Here is a 16,779-nt window from a genome sequence, read left to right on the forward strand (position 1 = left end):
GCAGGCCGAGGGCGCGGGCGGCCTCGATCGGCTCGGCGACCCGGTAACCCGCCTGGGTGTCGCCGGGGCCGATCTTGATGCCGATGCCGTCGCGAGGCGGCGGGCCGCCCCGGCGTCGTCCGCACCGTCACGCCGCGTACCCCGCGCCACGACGACGAGCCGCCGGCGCCGCGCCGCCGCCCCGGCCCCCGCACCACGCGTCGGCCGGAGCGCCCGGCGGCCGGGCGGCCGTCCCGCAAGCCGCCGAAGCCGCCCCGGCTGGCCGATTCCCGGCGCCGGCTGCGGCTGGGCACCGTGCTGACGCTGACGCTGTTCGCCGTCATCGGCATCCGGCTGGTCGCCCTCCAGGCCGTGGAGACCCCGGCGTACGCCGGCGGTGGCGTCTCCGACCGGCTGCGTACCGTCACCCTGCCGGCGCCGCGCGGCGCCATCTACGACCGGTCCGGCGCTCCGCTGGCGCACAGCGTCGAGGCCCGCTACGTGTACGCCGACCCCACCCAGGTCGAGGACCTGCTGGGCACCGCCAGGGCGCTCTCCCCGCTGCTCGGCATTCCCGCCTCCGAGTTGGCCGAGAAGATGAAGCCCCGCAAGCGGGACAACGGCAAGGACTCGGAGTTCGAGTACCTCGCCCGAGGGGTCGACATCGACCGCGCCCGGCAGATCACGGCGCTGGAGCGGCCCGGCATCTACACCCACCGCGACGAGCGGCGCGAGGTGCCCGGCGGCGACCTCGCCGCCAACCTGCTCGGCTTCACCAGCCAGGACATGGTCGGGCTGGAGGGACTGGAGGCCCGCTACGACGACCTGCTGCGCGGCAAGGACGGCAAGCGGGTCTACGAGGTCGGCCTCGGCGACCTGAACGCCCCGATCCCCGGCGGCTACAGCGAGACGACGAAGGCCAAGCCGGGCAGCTCCCTCGAACTCACCATCAACCGCGACCTGCAGTTCATGGTGCAGCGGATGCTCAGCCGGCACATGGCGCAGAGCAAGGGCAGCACCGGCGCCGCGGTGGTGATCGAGGTGGGCACCGGCGAGGTGCTGGCCCAGGCCAGTCACCCCACCTACAACGCGGCGAAGCCCGTGTCGAGCGAGCCGACCGACCGGGAGGACGCGGCCACCAGCTTCGTGGTCGACCCCGGCTCGGTGCACAAGGCGATCACCTTCGGCGCCGCGCTCCAGGAGCGGGTGATCACCCCGGACACCACCATGCCGGTCGCGAACGCGATCAAGCAGGGCGACGTCTGGTTCTCCGACACGCACAGGGCCGGCGGAAGGCGGATGAGCCTGCCCGGCATGATGGCGTACTCGTCCAACGTCGGCACGATCCAGATCGCCGAGAAGCTCGGCCCGGAGCGCCTGATCGACTACCAGAAGCGGTTCGGCCTCGGGGAACCGACGCGGGTCGGCATGCCCGGCGAGGCCAGCGGGCGACTGCTGCCGGCCGACGAGTGGAGCGGATCGTCGCACGGGTCGGTGCCGATCGGGCACAGCGTGGACGCCACGCCGCTGCAGATGGCCGCCGCGTACGCGACGATCGCCAACAACGGCACGTACGTCCAGCCGCGCCTGGTCAAGGCGGTGATCGGGCCGGACGGGAAGCGTACGCCGACCGAGCCCCCGGTCACCCGGTCGGTGCTCAGCCCGGAGAACGCCGCCGCCCTGCGGCACATCCTGGAGGCGGTCACCACGGTCAAGGACGCCACCGGCACGCCGGCGGCGATCCCGGAGTGGCGGGTCGCCGGCAAGACCGGCACCGGCTGGCGGCTGGTCGACGGGCGCAAGCAGCCCGGCGAGGTGGCCTCCTTCATCGGGATGGCCCCGGCCGAGAAGCCCCGGTACGTGATCGCGGTCTTCGCGCACACGCCCTCCGGCGGGGGCGGGGACATCGCCGCTCCCGCGTTCCGGGAGATGATGCAGTTCACGCTGCGTCAGAACGGCGTGCCGCCGAGCGGGGAGAAGGCCCCGAAGTTCACCGTCTATCCGCGCTGAGCGGCCATCCCGGGACATCATCGGTGAGTGCGGACGAAACCACCGGGGCGGCTGTGCGGTCGGAACCGGACGACCGGGTAGGGTCTGACGCCGTGCCCGGCAATCCTCGTCCCCGTACCGTTATCGGTGTCCGGCTCGGCGACCTCGCCGCCCGGCTCGCCGTCGACCCCCCGGAGGGCGCCGCCGAACTGGTGGTGACCGGGGTGACCCACGCCAGCCAGGAGGTCCGCCCCGGCGACCTGTACGCGGCGCTGCCGGGCGCCCGCCGGCACGGGGCGGAGTTCGCCGCCGGCGCGGCGGCGGCCGGCGCGGTGGCCGTGCTGACCGATCCGGCGGGCGCCCCGGCGGCGGCCGAGGCGGGCCTGCCCGCCCTGGTGGTGGCCGACCCGCGCGCGGTGCTGGGCACCCTCGCCGCGGCCGTCTACGGCGACCCGACCGACGGGCTCACGGTGATCGGGGTGACCGGCACGGCCGGCAAGACCTCGACGGCCTACCTGGTCGAGTCCGGGCTGCGGGCCGCCGGCCACACCACCGGCCTGATCGGCACCGTCGAGACCCGCCTCGGCGACCTGGTGGTCGACAGCGTGCGCACCACGCCCGAGGCCACCGACCTGCACGCGATGCTGGCCGCCGCCCGGGAACGCGGCGTCACCGCCGTGGTCATGGAGGTCTCCAGCCACGCCCTGGCGATGGGCCGGGTCGGCGGCGTCCGGTTCACCGTCGGCGGCTACACCAACTTCGGCTCCGACCACCTGGATTTCCACGCCGACGCGGCGGACTACTTCGCCGCCAAGGCGCAGCTGTTCGACGGGCGCTGCGCGGTGGAGGTGCTCAACCACGACGACCCGGCGCTGAAGCCGCTGTACGGCCCGGCGACGGTGTCCTACTCGGCGGCCGGCGACCCGACCGCGACCTGGTGGGCCGACGAGGTCGGTGGCGAGGGATACGCGCAGCGGTTCACCGCGCACGGCCCCGACGGGCTGGTCCTGCCGGCCGGCGTGGCGCTGCCGGGGCGGCACAACGTGGCCAACGCCCTGCTGGCGATCGCCGTGCTGGTCGCCGCCGGCGTGGACCCGAAGACCGCCGCCGCCGGGGTGGCCGCCTGCGGCGGCGTCCCCGGGCGGCTCGAACTCGTGACCGCGCCCGGCCCGGTCCGGGGCGTGGTCGACTACGCGCACAAGGCGGACGCGATCGTGGCCGCGCTGGCCGCGTTGCGGGAGCTCAGCGCCGGCCGGCTGATCTGCGTGATCGGTGCCGGCGGCGACCGGGACCGGGGAAAGCGGCCGGTGATGGGCGCCGCCGCGGCGGAGGGAGCCGACGTGGTGCTGGTGACCGACGACAATCCGCGTACCGAGGACCCGGCGGCGATCCGGGCCGAGGTGCTCGCCGGTGCCCGCGGGGCCGGCACGACGGCCCGGATCGAGGAGGTGGCCGGTCGCCGGAGCGCGATCGACGCCGCGGTCCGGCTCGCCGAGCCGGGCGACGTGGTGGCGGTGCTCGGCAAGGGCCACGAGCGCGGGCAGGAGATCGGCGGCGAGGTGCACCCGTTCGACGACCGCGCCGAGCTGGCCGACGCCCTGCGCGCCCGCTTCGCCGACCCGGCGGGCCAGCGGTGATCGCGCTCAGCCTGGCCGAGGTCGCCGCGGCGGTCGACGGGCGGCTGGCCGGCGTCGACCCGGGTGCCCGGGTCACCGGCCCGGTCGAGTTCGACTCCCGCAAGGTGTCCCCGGGCGCGCTCTTCGTCGCCTTCCCCGGCGAGAAGGTGGACGGGCACGACTACGCCGCCGGAGCGGTGGCGGCCGGCGCGGTGGCCGTGCTCGGCACCCGGGAGGTGCCCGGCGTGCCGATGGTGCTGGTCGACGACGCGCTGGCCGCGATGGGCCGGCTGGCCCGAGCGGTGGTCGACCGGCTGCCCGGGCTCACCGTCGTCGGGTTGACCGGTTCGTCGGGCAAGACCACCACGAAGGACCTGATCGCCCAGCTCACCGCGCGGCTCGGCCCGACGGTCGCCCCGCCCGGGTCGTTCAACAACGAGCTGGGGCACCCGTACACGGCGTTGCAGGCCGGGCCCGAGACGCGCTACCTGGTGATGGAGAAGGGCGCCCGGGGGGTGGGACACGTGCGCTACCTCTGCGACGTGGTGCCGCCGCGGATCTCCGTGGTGCTGAACGTCGGGGTGGCGCACATCGGCGAGTTCGGCTCGGTGGAGACCATCGCGCTGGCCAAGGGCGAACTGGTCGAGGCGCTGCCCGCCGACGGCCTGGCCGTGCTCAACGCCGACGACCCGCTGGTCGACGCGATGGCCACGCGCACGGTCGCCCGGGTGGTCCGCTACGGCGAGGCGGCGCACGCCGACGTGCGCGCCGAGGACGTCACGCTGGACGACCGGGGGCGGCCCGCGTACACCCTGGTCACCCCGGAGGGGACCGCGCCGGTGCGGCTGGGGCTGACCGGCCGGCACCAGGTGTCCAACTCGCTCGCCGCCGCCGCGGTGGCCCGCGAACTGGGCATGCCGCTGGCCGAACTGGCCATCGCGCTGGGCGCGCTGGGGCTGGTCTCCACCCGTCGGATGGACGTCTTCGAGCGCGCCGACGGGGTGACCGTGATCGACGACTCGTACAACGCCAACCCCGCCTCCATGGCGGTCGCGCTGCGCGCGCTGGCCGGCATCGGGCGGGAGCGGCGCACCGTCGCAGTGCTCGGCTACATGGCCGAGTTGGGCCCGTTCGAACGCGACGGGCACGCCGAGGTCGGCCGGCTCACGGCCGAACTGGGCGTCGACCGGCTGCTCGTGGTGGGCGAGCCGGCCGCGCCGATCCACGAAGGCGCGACATCGGTAGGTGACTGGGGAGGAGAGTCGGTGCTGCTCACCGATCAGGCGGCGGCCGTCGAGATGCTGCGGGGCGAGTTACGGCCGGGCGATGTCGTCCTGGTGAAGGGCTCCCGGTACCGCACCTGGGAGGTGGCGGACGCGTTGCGCGCGGACGCCGCCGGCAGCCAGGCCAGCGGGACGGAGACGGAGGGCGGCGCCGCATGAGGGCGGTCATCGTCGCCATCGGGGTGGCCTTCCTGGTCTCGCTGCTCGCCACCCCGATCGCGATCAAGGTGTTCGCCCGGCTGAAGGCCGGCCAGCCGATCCGGTCAAACCTCGGGCTCGCCAGCAACGAGGGCAAGAAGGGCACGCCGACGATGGGCGGCGTGGTGTTCATCCTCGCCACGGTCATCGCGTACGTCGCCGGCCACCTGGCCCTGACCACCCTGCCGGACGCGCAGATCGCCCAGGTCGAGCCGACGATCACCGCGCTGGTGCTGCTGGGGCTGATGGTCTTCTCCGGGGCCGTCGGGTTCATCGACGACTTCCTCAAGGTGCGCAAGCGGCACAGCGGCGGGCTCAACAAGCGCGGCAAGCTGCTCGGCCAGATCCTGGTCGGCGCGGTCTTCGGCGTGGTGGCGCTCTACTTCCCGAGCACCATGACCGACGCGTCGGGCGCGGTGACCAACACCGAGACGGTGGGCAGCACGACGCTGAGCTTCATCCGGGACATCCCGGCGCTGGACGTCACCAAGATCGGCGCGGTGATCATCTTCATCTTCGTGGTGATGGCCGCGACCAACGGCGTCAACCTCACCGACGGCCTCGACGGCCTGGCCACCGGCGCCTCGGTGATGGTCCTCGCCGCGTACGCGCTGATCGCGTTCTGGCAGTACCGGCACTGGTGCGCGGACCCGGACTACACCCAGGACTACTGCTACGCCGTCCGGGATCCGCTGGAGATCGCGCTGATCGCCGGCGCGGCGGCCGGGGCCTGCGTCGGCTTCCTGTGGTGGAACACCTCGCCGGCGCGGATCTTCATGGGCGACACCGGCGCGCTGGGCCTCGGCGGCCTGATCGCGGGCATGGCGATGTCCACCCGGACGATCATGCTGCTGCCGATCATCGGTGGCCTCTTCGTGATCATCACGATGTCCGTGGTGATCCAGGTCATCTCGTTCCGGACCACCGGCAAGCGGGTCTTCCGGATGTCGCCGTTGCAGCACCACTTCGAGCTCGCCGGCTGGAGCGAGGTCAATATCGTGGTCCGGTTCTGGATCATCGCCGGCATCGGCGTGGCCATCGCGCTGGGCCTGTTCTACAGCGAGTTCCTCGCCAACATGAACTGAGCCGACCGGCCGTCCCGCCACGGGGCCCGGGCGCGTGCCGCCCGGGCCCCGTGACGTGTGTGGGGGGTCGGGTCCGGGTTCACCCCCGACGGGGGCAGGCGCGACGCAAGCCCGACACGCCGACCGGCCGGTTGCGGCGGTGGCGGGCCCGGGAAACCGCCATGATGTCGGGGTGGGGGAGGGACGAGACAACGAGGTCACGACGGAGGGCGCGCCCCGGCGCGCGGCGGGGAACACGCGTTCCCGGGACGCGCCCGCCGCGACGCGGGGGCCGGACGAACCCGGTTCCCGGGCACCGCGCGGGCTGGACGCCGCGGGCGGGCTGGCCGCGCTGCGCGGGCTGCTGGAACGGCCGCTGGCCTCCTACTATCTGCTGCTGTCCAGCGCCGGCCTGCTGCTGCTGATCGGCCTGACCATGGTCTTCTCGGCGACGAGCGTCCGGGACTACGCCGCGAACGGCAACGCCTCGACGTCCGTGGTCAAGCAGGCGATCTTCGCGGTGATCGGCATCGTCGCGTTCTGGGCGTGCCAGCGGCTGCCGGCCACGACCTACCGGTCGCTGGGCCGGCCGCTGCTGTTCACCGCCGTCGGCCTGCTGCTGGTGCTCAACCTGCTGCTCGCGTTCGCCCGGCTGACCGACAGCCCGGCCCGGATCGGCCCGGTCGAGGCCTCGCAGCTCTGGCTCTTCGTCGGCGGCATCCAGTTGCAGCCCTCCGAGTTCGCGAAGTTCGCGTTGGTGCTCTGGGGCGCCCACGTGATCGCCCGCAAGGGCGCCGCGCTGGGCTGGTGGCGGGAACTGGCCACGCCGCTCTTCCCGGTGGTCGGGCTGCTCTTCGTCCTCGTCGGCTACAACGACCTGGGCACGATGCTCTGCCTGCTCGCGCTGGTGGTGGGTCTGCTCTGGGCGGCGGGGGTGCGGATGCGGGTCTTCGCCGCGCTCTCCGCGGTGGGCCTGCTCGGCATCGGTCTGCTGGTCGCGGTGGCCTCGCTGGGCGCCGGCTCCGGCGAGATCGGCGAGGAGAACTACCGGCTGGCCCGGCTGACCGCCTTCATCGACCCGCCGCCGCCGGACGAGTGCAAGCTGGCGGACTGCTACCAGATCGCCCAGGCCCGCTACGCGATCGAGAACGGCGGGTGGTTCGGCGTCGGCCTGGGCAAGAGCATCGCCAAGTGGGAGTGGCTGCCGGCGGCGGAGAACGACTTCATCTTCGCCGTGGTCGCCGAGGAGCTGGGCGTCGTCGGGTGCATCGTGGTGGTGGCGCTCTTCGCCGTGCTGGCGTACACCGGCCTGCGGATCGCCCGCCGGGTCGAGGACCCGTTCCGCCGGCTCGCCGCCGCGGCGGCGACGACCTGGCTGGTCGCGCAGGCGGTGATCAACATCGGCGGGGTGGTCGGCCTGCTGCCGCTGACCGGCGTGCCGCTGCCGTTCATCTCCGACGGCGGGAGCGCCCTGGTCGTCACCCTCGCCGCGATCGGGATGCTCGCCTCCTTCGCCCGTGCCGAGCCCGATGCCGCCAGAGCGCTGCATGCCCGTCCGCCGGCCCGATGGGTCCGACTACTCTGGGCCCCGTTGCCGCCGCTTCCCGGGCGGCGCCGCCGTCCGGCGGCGCCTCCGGCTGCCCGAGGGTCCGTGCCCCGGTCGCGGGAGCGGCGGCCCGACGACCAGGCCGCACCACGCGGTGTCCGGCTGGCCCGGACCCGCCGCGGGTCGGCGGACGAGAGGAGACGTTGATGGGTCCGCTGCGTTCGGTGGTGCTCGCGGGAGGTGGCACCGGGGGGCACATCTACCCGCTGCTCGCCTTCGCCGACTGCCTGCGCCGACACGACCCCGGCGTCCGGATCACCTGCCTGGGCACACCGAAGGGCCTGGAGAACGAGCTGATCCCGCCGCAGGGCTACGACCTGCGCCAGATCCCGGCCTACCAGTTGCCCCGGTCGGTGAACATGAACCTGGTCAAGACCCCGGGCCGGATGTGGACCGCGGCCCGCGCCGCGGGCAAGGTGATCGACGAGGTGCGCGCCGACGTGGTGGTCGGCTTCGGCGGGTACGTCTCCGTGCCGGCCTACCTCGCGGCCTGGCGGCGTGAGCTGCCGATCGTGATCCACGAGGTGAACGTGCCGCCGGGGGTGGCCAACCGGCTCGGGATGAAGTTCACCAGGCACGTGGCGGTCGGCTTCCCGCACCAGCCCGCCCAGGCCGAGGTCCTGCGTGACGCCCGGGTGGTCGGGGTGCCGCTGCGGCGGGGCATCGCCGGCCTGGACCGGGTCGCCATGCGCAACGCGGCGCGGGCCCACTTCGGACTCCGTCCCGACCTGCCGGTGCTCTTCGTCGCCGGTGGCTCGCAGGGCGCCCGCTCGATCAACCTCGCCGTCGCGGGGGCGGCCAAGGAACTCGCCCGCAACGGGGTGCAGGTGCTGCACGTGATCGGCGCCCGCAACGAGCCCGTGCCGGTCCCCACCGACCTGCCGGTCCCGTACGTGACGCTGCCGTACCTGTCCGAGATGGAGGCCGGCTACGCCGCGGCGGACCTGATGCTCGGCCGGGGCGGGGCGATGACCTGCGCGGAGGTGGCCGCGATCGGGCTGCCCACCATCTACGTGCCATATCCGCACAGCAACCAGGAGCAGAAGCGCAACGCGCTGCCCGTGGTGGAGGCCGGTGGCGGGCTGCTCGTCGACGACGCCGAGCTGACCCCGGACTGGGTCGAGCGCACGGTCATCCCGTTGATCCGCGACCCGCACCGGTTGTACGCGATGGGCGCCGCCGCGGCCGGGTACGGCCGCCGCGACGGCGACGAGGCGCTGCTCAACTTCGTCTACGAGGCGGTGGCCCGGTGAGCGCGAGGAGTGCAGCGCAGCGGAGCCCCGCAGTCGCGAACGGAAAGACTGGCTCGGTGAGCGCGAGGAGTGCAGCGCAGCGGAGCCCCGCAGTCGCGAACGGAAAGACTGGCTCGGTGAGCGCGAGGAGTGCAGCGCAGCGGAGCCCCGCAGTCGCGAACGACGGTGCTCCCGTGACCGGAGGCGCCGCGACGGGAAGGTACTCGGCATGAATACCGCACAGTTCACCCCGGCGGGCACGCTCACCGCCGAGGACCTGGGCACGATCCACCTGATCGGCGTCGGCGGGGTCGGCATGAGCGGGCTGGCCCGGCTCTTCCTCACCCGGGGCATCCGGGTCTCCGGCAGCGAGCTGCGGGAATGGCCCTCCCTGGCCGGCATGCGGGCCCTCGGCGGCACGATCCACATGAGCCACGAGGCGTCCAACCTCGACGGCGTCGACACCGTCGTCTACTCCTCGGCGATCCCGCAGGACCACCTGGAGATGGTGGAGGCACGCCGGCGCGGCCTGCGCGTGCTGCACCGTTCGGAGGCCCTGGCCGCCGCTATGACGGGCCGCCGGACGGTGGCGGTCGCCGGCACCCACGGCAAGACCACCACGACCTCGATGGTCACCATGGTGCTCCAGCAGGCCGGGCAGGACCCGTCCTTCGTGATCGGTGGGGAGATCTCCGAGGTCGGCTCGGGCGCCCACCACGGCACGGGCGAGTACTTCGTGGTCGAGGCGGACGAGAGCGACCGCTCGTTCCTGATCTACCGCCCGTACGTGTCGATCATCACCAACGTCGAGGCCGACCACCTCAACACCTACGGCGACCTCGCCACGCTGGAGGCGGCCTTCGCCGAGTTCGCCCGGCTCACCGACCCGGACGGCTTCATCATCACCTGCGCCGACGACCCGGGCGGGCGGCGGCTGGCCGAGACCCTGCGCGCGGAGGGCCGCCGGGTGCACACCTACGGCGAGGCGGCCGACGCCGACCTGCGGCTGACCGACATCGCCTCGTCGGCCCGGGGCGTCCGCTACCTGGCGGGCATCGACGGCCGGTCGCTCGGCGAGTTCCGGCTGCCGGTGCCCGGGCGGCACATGGGGCTGAACAGCGCCTCGGCCGTGCTGACCGCGTACCTGCTGGGCCTGCCGCTCGACGCGGCCGAGGGCGCGCTCGCGGCCTTCCCGGGCGTGCGGCGGCGCTTCGAGCGCAAGGGCGTCGCCGACGACGTGCTGGTCTACGACGAGTACGCCTACCACCCGACCTCGATGACCCTGGCGTTGCAGACGCTCCGCGAGGTGGCCGGGGACGGCCGGCTGATCGTGGTCTTCCAGCCCTACCGGCTCTACCGCACCCGCGACCTCCAGGCGGAGATCGCCGAGTCGCTGGCCATCGCCGACGAGGTGGTGCTGCTGGAGGTCTTCGGCCCGGGTGAGCTGCGCCAGCCGGGCGAGGGCTCGGCGGCCCTGATCGAGGCGGTGTCGCTGCCGGCGGAGCGGAAGGTCTTCGTCGACTCGTGGGAGGCCGCGCCGGCCGAGGTGGCCCGGCGGGCCCGCCCCGGTGACGTCGTGGTGACCATGGGCGCCCCACCGATCTCGCTGATGGGTGACCAGTTGCTCGACGCGTTGTCGGCGCGTACCGCCGATCCGGCGACGCCGGCCGGCACGACTCCCGGCGGCGACGCGGGCGGGTCGACGACCATCGGCGGCACCGTCCCCGGCGTCGGTGGTGCCGGCGTCGGTGGTGCCGGCGGCGCGGCCCCGGACGGCGCGGCGCCCGCGGCCGGATGAGTCCCGGCCCGGCGCGGGGGCGCACCACCGGCGCGGACGGCGGCGGTCGGCGCGGGTCGGTGCGCCGGTGGCAACTGGTCCGGGCCGGCAGCGACGCCGTCCCCGCCTCGACCCGCCGGTTCATGGCGCGGGCCCGGCAGCGCCGGATGCGTGCGGCACTGCCGTGGGCGATCGCCGCGGGCGTGCTCGCCGTGGCCGGGCTGGTCGCCTGGACGCTGCTCGGCACCGGCCTGCTGGGCGTGCGCGAGGTCCGCGTCGAGGGTGCCGAACTGGTGACGGCGGTGCAGGTCCGCGACGCGGCGGCGGTGCCCGACGACGCCCCGCTGGCCCGGGTCGACCTGGCCGCCACCGGGCGGCGGGTCGGCGGGCTGCCGGCGGTGGAGCGGGCGGTCGTGACCCGGGACTGGCCGGACGCGCTGGTGGTCCGGGTGACCGAGCGCACCGGCGTGGCGGTGGTGCCGCGCGGGGAGCAGTTCGTGGTGATCGACCGCGCGGGTGTCGTCTTCCGGACGGTGCCGCGCCCACCGGACGGGCTGCCGCTGGTCCGGCTCGCCGAGCCGGGCCCGGGCGACGGAGCGACCCGGGCCGCCCTGGAGGTGCTCACCGCGCTCACCCCGCGGCTGCGCGCCGAACTTGTGGACGTGACCGTCGAAGGGCTGGCCCGGATCACGCTGCGGCTGCGCGACGACCGGGTGGTGGTCTGGGGCGACGCGACCCGGGGCGCGGACAAGGCCCGGGTGGCCAGTGCGCTGCTCGACCGGAAGGCGGAGACCATCGACGTCAGCGCGCCGGACGTGGTGACCCTGCGGTGACCGGGTCGTTCGGCCCGCGACGTGACCCGTCCCGCTCCGGGCGGCGACACGCCGATCGGGTCCTTGGCTCATCGCGTGGCGGCGCTTACGTTGCCTCGAAGGGATCAGTGGTTGACATAACTGTAAGCCTCTAGTAGAGGGTGAGGGTTTACCCCTGATCCTCGCTGGTGACAGCTGTCGTCGGCCGCTGGTCTGGCCAAGCCGTAGCCGGTCGGCCCATGCCAATCTCGAAGGAAAGGACCGGAGATGACACCTCCGCACAACTACCTGGCGGTCATCAAGGTCGTCGGCATCGGGGGCGGCGGCGTCAACGCCGTCAACCGGATGATCGAGGTTGGGCTCAAGGGCGTCGAGTTCATCGCGATCAACACCGACGCGCAGGCGCTGCTGATGAGCGACGCCGACGTGAAGCTCGACGTCGGTCGCGAGCTGACCCGCGGCCTCGGCGCCGGCGCCAACCCCGACGTCGGCAAGAACGCCGCCGAGGACCACCGCGACGAGATCGAGGAGGTGCTCAAGGGCGCCGACATGGTCTTCGTGACCTGCGGCGAGGGCGGCGGCACCGGCACCGGCGGGGCGCCCGTGGTGGCGAACATCGCCCGTAAGCTCGGCGCGCTGACCATCGGCGTGGTCACCCGGCCGTTCTCCTTCGAGGGCAAGCGCCGCCAGGTGCAGGCCGAGTCCGGAATAGACGAGCTGCGTAACCAGTGCGACACGCTGATCGTCATCCCCAACGACCGGCTGCTGGCGCTCGGCGACCGCAACATCAGCATGATGGACGCGTTCCGCACCGCCGACCAGGTGCTCCTCTCCGGTGTCCAGGGCATCACCGACCTGATCACCACCCCGGGTCTGATCAACCTGGACTTCGCCGACGTCAAGAGCGTGATGAGCGGGGCGGGCAGCGCGCTCATGGGCATCGGCAGCGCGCGCGGCGAGAACCGCGCCGTCGAGGCGGCCGAGGCGGCCATCTCCAGCCCGCTGCTGGAGCAGAGCATGGACGGGGCGCGTGGTGTGCTGCTGTCCATCGCCGGCGGATCGGACCTGGGCCTGTTCGAGATCAACGACGCGGCCCAGCTCGTCACCGACGCCGCCCACCCGGACGCCAACATCATCTTCGGTGCGGTCATCGACGACGCCCTCGGCGACGAGGTGCGGGTCACCGTCATCGCGGCCGGCTTCGACGGGGGCGCGCCGGCGTACAAGGCGTCCGACTCGGGCCGCAAGCCCAACCAGAACCAGCCGACGCAGCCCGCGCCGCCGGTCACGCCGCCGAGCACCCTGCCGCCCCAGCAGCAGTCGCCCCGCCGGGTGCTCTTCGACGACGTCGACGTGCCCGACTTCCTCAAGAACGGTTCCTGAGCCCCGCTGATGACCGACAGCCCAGCCACGGTACGCCCGGACCGGCGCGCCGAACTCGCAGCCGGCCTGGCCCGCGTACGATCCCGGGTCTCGGAGGCCTGTGCCGCCGCGGGACGGGACGAGTCCGAGGTCACCATGATCGCGGTGACCAAGACCTACCCGGCGGGGGACGTGGTGGCCCTGGCCGGGCTCGGCGTCGCCGACGTGGGGGAGAACCGCGACCAGGAGGCCTCCGCCAAGGCGGCCGAGGTGGCCGCGGCCGGGGTGACGCCCCGGTGGCACTTCATCGGGCAGTTGCAGCGCAACAAGGCCCGGTCGGTGGTCCGCTACGCCGACGTCGTGCACTCGGTCGACAGTGTCCGGCTGGCGCGGGCGCTGGACGCGGCGTCGGCGGCCGGCCGGGACCGGCCGCTGGACGTGCTGCTCCAGGTCAGCATCGACGCCGACGCGGTCCGGGGCGGGGCGTTGCCGGATTCTGCCGACCCGGATGCCGGCCTCGACCCGGTGGCCGAGGCGGTGGCCGGTGCGGAAGCCCTGCGGCTGACCGGCCTGATGGCGGTGGCGCCGCTGGGCTGGGAGCCGGAGCGGGCGTTCGCCCGGCTGGCCGAGGTGGCCGCCGCGTTCCGGGCGGTCCACCCGGGAGCCGTCGCGCTCTCCGCCGGGATGAGCGGCGACCTGGAAATCGCGATCCGGTACGGCGCGACACATGTCCGCGTCGGTAGCGCGTTGCTCGGAATGCGTCCCACGCTGCGGTAGCCTGACCGCGAGAAGCAAATTACATCTGTGTTGTTTGCAGGAGCGGAGTCCCGTTGTCGGGGGTCGCGGCGCGCGACGCGAATCGCGTGCCGGGGGATTACCGTTCCGCCGCGGTGGGCAGGAGTTGGTCCAATCGCGACAGGCGACACTGGTACGGGGGCGCGTGCCGCACGGCGGACGGGAAGGGCGCGGGATGGGTGCACTGCGCAAGGCGGGGGTCTGGCTCGGTCTGGTCGAAGAGGACGACGAGCGGGCCTACGACGACGGTGGCTACGACAAGGGTGGCTACCGCGATTCGCGCTACCGGCAGAGCCGGTACTCGGAGGAGTTCGCCGACGACGAGGAAGAGGAGGCCGAGGAGCCGCCGGCGCCCCGTCCCCGGCTCGGTGACCGCGGCCGGCTGTCCGAGCGCGCCGCCTCCCGGGCCGCCGACGCCGAACGGGGCGAGAGCGACCGGCCGGAGCGGGTGGACCGGTCCAGCGTCCGCTCCATCACCCGGTCGACGGCCGGCGAGACCTCGGGTGCGCTGACCTACCACACCCGCGACAACCTGGCCCTGGCCCCGCAGGCGCAGCCCCGGGAGCGCGCCGTGGTGGCCGAGGAGGAGCAGCGCTACCAGATCACCACGCTGCACCCCACCACCTACCGCGAGGCGCGCACCATCGGCGAGCACTTCCGCGACGGGGTGCCGGTGATCATCAACCTCACCGAGATGGACGAGGCGGACGCGCGCCGACTTGTCGACTTCGCGGCCGGTCTCGCGTTCGGGCTGCGGGGTACGATCGAGCGCGTGACCAATCGGGTGTTCCTGCTCTCGCCGGCCAATGTCCAGGTCACCGCGGAGGACAAGGCCAAGATCGCCGAGGGCGGCTTCTTCAGCCTGAGCTAGCCCCCGCCCGACCCGAGGGACGTCGCCTGCCGTGTTGTCGATCGTGCTGCAAGTGCTGTACCTGGTGCTCTATGTCTTCCTGCTCGTCCTGTTGGCCCGGTTCGTCCTGAGCGCCGTCCTACAGTACGGTCGGCGCTGGCAGCCTGGCCGTGGGGCATCGGCGGGGCTGGAAATCGTGTGGAGCGTCACTGATCCCCCCCTCAACGCGTTGAGGCGTGTGATCCCTCCGTTGCGAATTGGTACCGTGAGCATCGACCTGGCCTCACTTGTGCTCCTGGTTATCCTGTTCGTGCTGATGGAGTTCGTGTTGAGGCGGTCGATCATCGGCACCGTCTGATGACCGACGCGCTTTCGCGGCCGCAACTGACCCGAGGAGTTTCGATGCCGCTGACCCCGGCCGACGTCCACAACGTCGCCTTCAAAAAGCCGCCGATCGGCAAGCGGGGGTACGACGAGGAGGAGGTCGACGCTTTCCTGGACGAGGTCGAGCGCGAGCTGGCCCGTCTCATCGAGGAGAACAACGAGCTGCGTGCCCAGGTGGAGCGCGGCGGCCGTGGTGGTGCCCCCGCCGGCCCCGGCGGCGACGCCCGTATCGCGGCGGAGCTCAACGACGTCAAGGCCCAGCTCGACCGGGTGCAGCGCGACAAGGCGGCGGCCGAGCAGGCCGCCCGGGCGATGCAGGCCGAGCTGGAGCAGGTGCGCTCCGCCGGTGTCCCGGCGGCCGGCGCTGACGGCGAGCAGCAGGCGCTGCGGGTGCTGATGATGGCCCAGCGGACCGCCGACGACCACGTCTCCGACGCCCGTCGTGAGGCCGACCAGCTGCTCTCCGAGGCCCGTTCCAAGGCCGAGGAGGTCACCCGCGAGGCCCGCGCCAAGGCCGACGCGCTGGAGCGCGACGCCCGCCAGCGGCACCAGGAGGCCATGGGCGGCCTGGACGCCAAGCGCACCGCTCTGCAGAAGCACATCGAGGAGCTCAAGCAGTTCGAGCGGGAGTACCGCACCCGCCTCAAGGCCTACCTGGAGAGCCAGCTGCGTGACCTCGACAACCGCGGACAGGAGGTCGAGTTGACCCGCGGCGGCGAGGGCACCCGGGCCGCCGGCGGCAACGGGCTGGCCGCAGCCGGTCTCGCCGGTTCCTACGGCGGCAGCCGCTCCGGCGCTCTCGAAGCCGGCCGCTGAACCACCGGTCGGCGACCGTCACCGTGACGGTCGCCGACCTCGCCTCATCAGCACGAGCGGCGGGGGTGAGACGTGATAGTCGCCAGTCTCCTGCTCATCCTCGTCGCGGTGCTGCTGCTGGTGGTCGGCCTGGCCGGTGGCTCCAGCATTTTCCTGATCATCTCCATCGCGGCCAGCCTGCTGGCCGCCGTCGCGCTGGTCGCGGGCGCCCGCCAGGCTGCCGCGGACCGGGTGGCGGCGGATCAGGGCCGGCCGGGGTGGCGGCCCCGCCGGGCGGCCGGCCCGTCCGGAGCGCCCTCCGCACCCGGAGCGCCCGGGGAGCCGGAGATTCCCGTCCAGCATGGTCCGCCCATGGTCGACACCGACGGCACCGGGTGGCGGCAACCGCCCGAACCGTCGGCGACCGCCGGCGAGCCCCGTCACGACCCGCCGGGGGCCGACTTCACGCTGCCGTACGACGACGAGCCACCCGCGCAGGACGTCACTCCGGGCGAGGCCGCCCGGGTGGCCCGGCTCGACGCCGAGGTGCGGGTGGTCGACGGGCGCCCCCGCTACCACCTGGCCGACTGCGCACACCTCGCCGGGCGGGAGCACGAAACACTACCGGTCGCCGAGGCCGTCGATCTCGGTTTCACCCCGTGCGGCCAGTGCGCGCCGGACACCGCCCTGCTCGCCGGCTTCCGCCGGATCTGAGCGGCGGCCGGCTTCCATGGCGGACTCGCTGACCGTCGCGGTCCGGGTGAAGCCCGGCTCCGCGCGTGCCCGCGTCGGGGGGCGCTTCGACGGGCCGCACGGGCCGGCCCTGGTGATCGCGGTGAACGCGCCCGCCGTGGACGGCCGGGCCACCGAGGCGGCCCGGCGGGCGTTGGCCGCCGCACTGGGCGTGCGGCCGGCCGTGGTGTCGCTGCGGGCCGGCGCGGCCAGCCGGGACAAGCTCTTCGTGGTCGACGGCCGCGCCCCGGAGCTGACCGAGGCGCTGCACCGGCTGCGCGACGGGACCGCCGGGTGACGGACGC

Annotated in this window: 15 protein-coding genes; all 15 read left to right on the forward strand. The window is 73.7% G+C overall.

Annotation, left to right across the window (positions count from 1 at the left end; genetic code table 11):
• Positions 1-294: 294 nt before the first annotated feature.
• The 15 genes from ABZ809_RS15370 to ABZ809_RS15440 all read left to right on the forward strand — a co-directional run bounded on the left by ABZ809_RS15370 (position 295) and on the right by ABZ809_RS15440 (position 16,772).
• Positions 295-1,989 (forward strand): penicillin-binding protein 2, encoded by a 1,695-nt coding sequence (locus ABZ809_RS15370; RefSeq protein ID WP_357563136.1) that lies wholly within the window; start codon positions 295-297, stop codon positions 1,987-1,989.
• Between the two features lie 53 nt (positions 1,990-2,042).
• The gene (locus ABZ809_RS15375) at positions 2,043-3,605 is read left to right on the forward strand and encodes a UDP-N-acetylmuramoyl-L-alanyl-D-glutamate--2,6-diaminopimelate ligase (protein ID WP_357563308.1); all 1,563 of its coding nucleotides are present in this window, start codon (positions 2,043-2,045) and stop codon (positions 3,603-3,605) included.
• Positions 3,602-5,026, forward strand: a complete 1,425-nt coding sequence (gene murF, locus ABZ809_RS15380) for a UDP-N-acetylmuramoyl-tripeptide--D-alanyl-D-alanine ligase (protein WP_357563137.1) — start codon at positions 3,602-3,604, stop codon at positions 5,024-5,026. The genes ABZ809_RS15375 and murF overlap by 4 nt, the downstream gene beginning before the upstream one ends.
• Positions 5,023-6,150 carry a phospho-N-acetylmuramoyl-pentapeptide-transferase gene (gene mraY, locus ABZ809_RS15385; protein WP_357563138.1) on the forward strand — a complete coding sequence of 376 codons (1,128 nt, stop codon included), beginning with the start codon at positions 5,023-5,025 and terminating at the stop codon, positions 6,148-6,150. The genes murF and mraY overlap by 4 nt, the downstream gene beginning before the upstream one ends.
• A 322-nt stretch (positions 6,151-6,472) precedes the next feature.
• Positions 6,473-7,882 carry a putative peptidoglycan glycosyltransferase FtsW gene (locus ABZ809_RS15390; protein WP_357563309.1) on the forward strand — a complete coding sequence of 470 codons (1,410 nt, stop codon included), beginning with the start codon at positions 6,473-6,475 and terminating at the stop codon, positions 7,880-7,882.
• Positions 7,882-8,988, forward strand: coding sequence for an undecaprenyldiphospho-muramoylpentapeptide beta-N-acetylglucosaminyltransferase (murG, locus tag ABZ809_RS15395; protein WP_357563139.1), 1,107 nt, complete (start codon positions 7,882-7,884; stop codon positions 8,986-8,988). The genes ABZ809_RS15390 and murG overlap by 1 nt, the downstream gene beginning before the upstream one ends.
• 208 nt (positions 8,989-9,196) lie before the next feature.
• On the forward strand, positions 9,197-10,765 hold the full coding sequence (murC, locus tag ABZ809_RS15400; RefSeq protein ID WP_357563140.1) for a UDP-N-acetylmuramate--L-alanine ligase: 1,569 nt from the start codon (positions 9,197-9,199) through the stop codon (positions 10,763-10,765).
• Positions 10,762-11,577 (forward strand): FtsQ-type POTRA domain-containing protein, encoded by an 816-nt coding sequence (locus tag ABZ809_RS15405; protein WP_357563141.1) that lies wholly within the window; start codon positions 10,762-10,764, stop codon positions 11,575-11,577. Before murC ends, ABZ809_RS15405 begins: the two co-directional genes overlap by 4 nt.
• A gap of 246 nt (positions 11,578-11,823) precedes the next feature.
• The gene (gene ftsZ / locus ABZ809_RS15410) at positions 11,824-12,939 is read left to right on the forward strand and encodes a cell division protein FtsZ (protein WP_334561356.1); all 1,116 of its coding nucleotides are present in this window, start codon (positions 11,824-11,826) and stop codon (positions 12,937-12,939) included.
• A gap of 9 nt (positions 12,940-12,948) precedes the next feature.
• Positions 12,949-13,695 carry a YggS family pyridoxal phosphate-dependent enzyme gene (locus ABZ809_RS15415; protein ID WP_357563142.1) on the forward strand — a complete coding sequence of 249 codons (747 nt, stop codon included), beginning with the start codon at positions 12,949-12,951 and terminating at the stop codon, positions 13,693-13,695.
• A 193-nt stretch (positions 13,696-13,888) separates the two neighbouring features.
• Complete coding sequence (gene sepF / locus ABZ809_RS15420; protein WP_357563143.1) at positions 13,889-14,584, forward strand: cell division protein SepF; 696 nt, start codon at positions 13,889-13,891, stop codon at positions 14,582-14,584.
• A gap of 31 nt (positions 14,585-14,615) precedes the next feature.
• Positions 14,616-14,921 (forward strand): YggT family protein, encoded by a 306-nt coding sequence (locus ABZ809_RS15425; RefSeq protein WP_334561361.1) that lies wholly within the window; start codon positions 14,616-14,618, stop codon positions 14,919-14,921.
• 44 nt (positions 14,922-14,965) lie between these two features.
• A complete protein-coding gene (locus tag ABZ809_RS15430; protein WP_357563144.1) occupies positions 14,966-15,763 on the forward strand; it encodes a DivIVA domain-containing protein in 798 nt (265 codons plus the stop codon).
• 72 nt (positions 15,764-15,835) lie between these two features.
• The gene (locus tag ABZ809_RS15435; RefSeq protein WP_357563145.1) at positions 15,836-16,456 is read left to right on the forward strand and encodes a hypothetical protein; all 621 of its coding nucleotides are present in this window, start codon (positions 15,836-15,838) and stop codon (positions 16,454-16,456) included.
• Positions 16,457-16,472: 16 nt separating this feature from the next.
• Positions 16,473-16,772: a DUF167 domain-containing protein gene (locus tag ABZ809_RS15440; protein WP_357563146.1), complete on the forward strand. Its 300-nt coding sequence runs from the start codon at positions 16,473-16,475 to the stop codon at positions 16,770-16,772.
• Positions 16,773-16,779 lie beyond the last annotated feature (7 nt).

Origin of the sequence: Micromonospora sp. NPDC047074 (genome assembly GCF_040643815.1) — a bacterium.
Lineage (GTDB): Bacteria > Actinomycetota > Actinomycetes > Mycobacteriales > Micromonosporaceae > Micromonospora.

Coding starts and splice junctions, on each gene's coding strand:
- mraY (WP_357563138.1), top strand. CDS start 5,023: ATGAGGGCGGTCATCGTCGCCATCGGGGTGGCCTTCCTGGTCTCGCTG.
- murG (WP_357563139.1), top strand. CDS start 7,882: ATGGGTCCGCTGCGTTCGGTGGTGCTCGCGGGAGGTGGCACCGGGGGG.
- murC (WP_357563140.1), top strand. CDS start 9,197: ATGAATACCGCACAGTTCACCCCGGCGGGCACGCTCACCGCCGAGGAC.
- ABZ809_RS15405 (WP_357563141.1), top strand. CDS start 10,762: ATGAGTCCCGGCCCGGCGCGGGGGCGCACCACCGGCGCGGACGGCGGC.
- ftsZ (WP_334561356.1), top strand. CDS start 11,824: ATGACACCTCCGCACAACTACCTGGCGGTCATCAAGGTCGTCGGCATC.
- ABZ809_RS15415 (WP_357563142.1), top strand. CDS start 12,949: ATGACCGACAGCCCAGCCACGGTACGCCCGGACCGGCGCGCCGAACTC.
- sepF (WP_357563143.1), top strand. CDS start 13,889: ATGGGTGCACTGCGCAAGGCGGGGGTCTGGCTCGGTCTGGTCGAAGAG.
- ABZ809_RS15430 (WP_357563144.1), top strand. CDS start 14,966: ATGCCGCTGACCCCGGCCGACGTCCACAACGTCGCCTTCAAAAAGCCG.
- ABZ809_RS15440 (WP_357563146.1), top strand. CDS start 16,473: ATGGCGGACTCGCTGACCGTCGCGGTCCGGGTGAAGCCCGGCTCCGCG.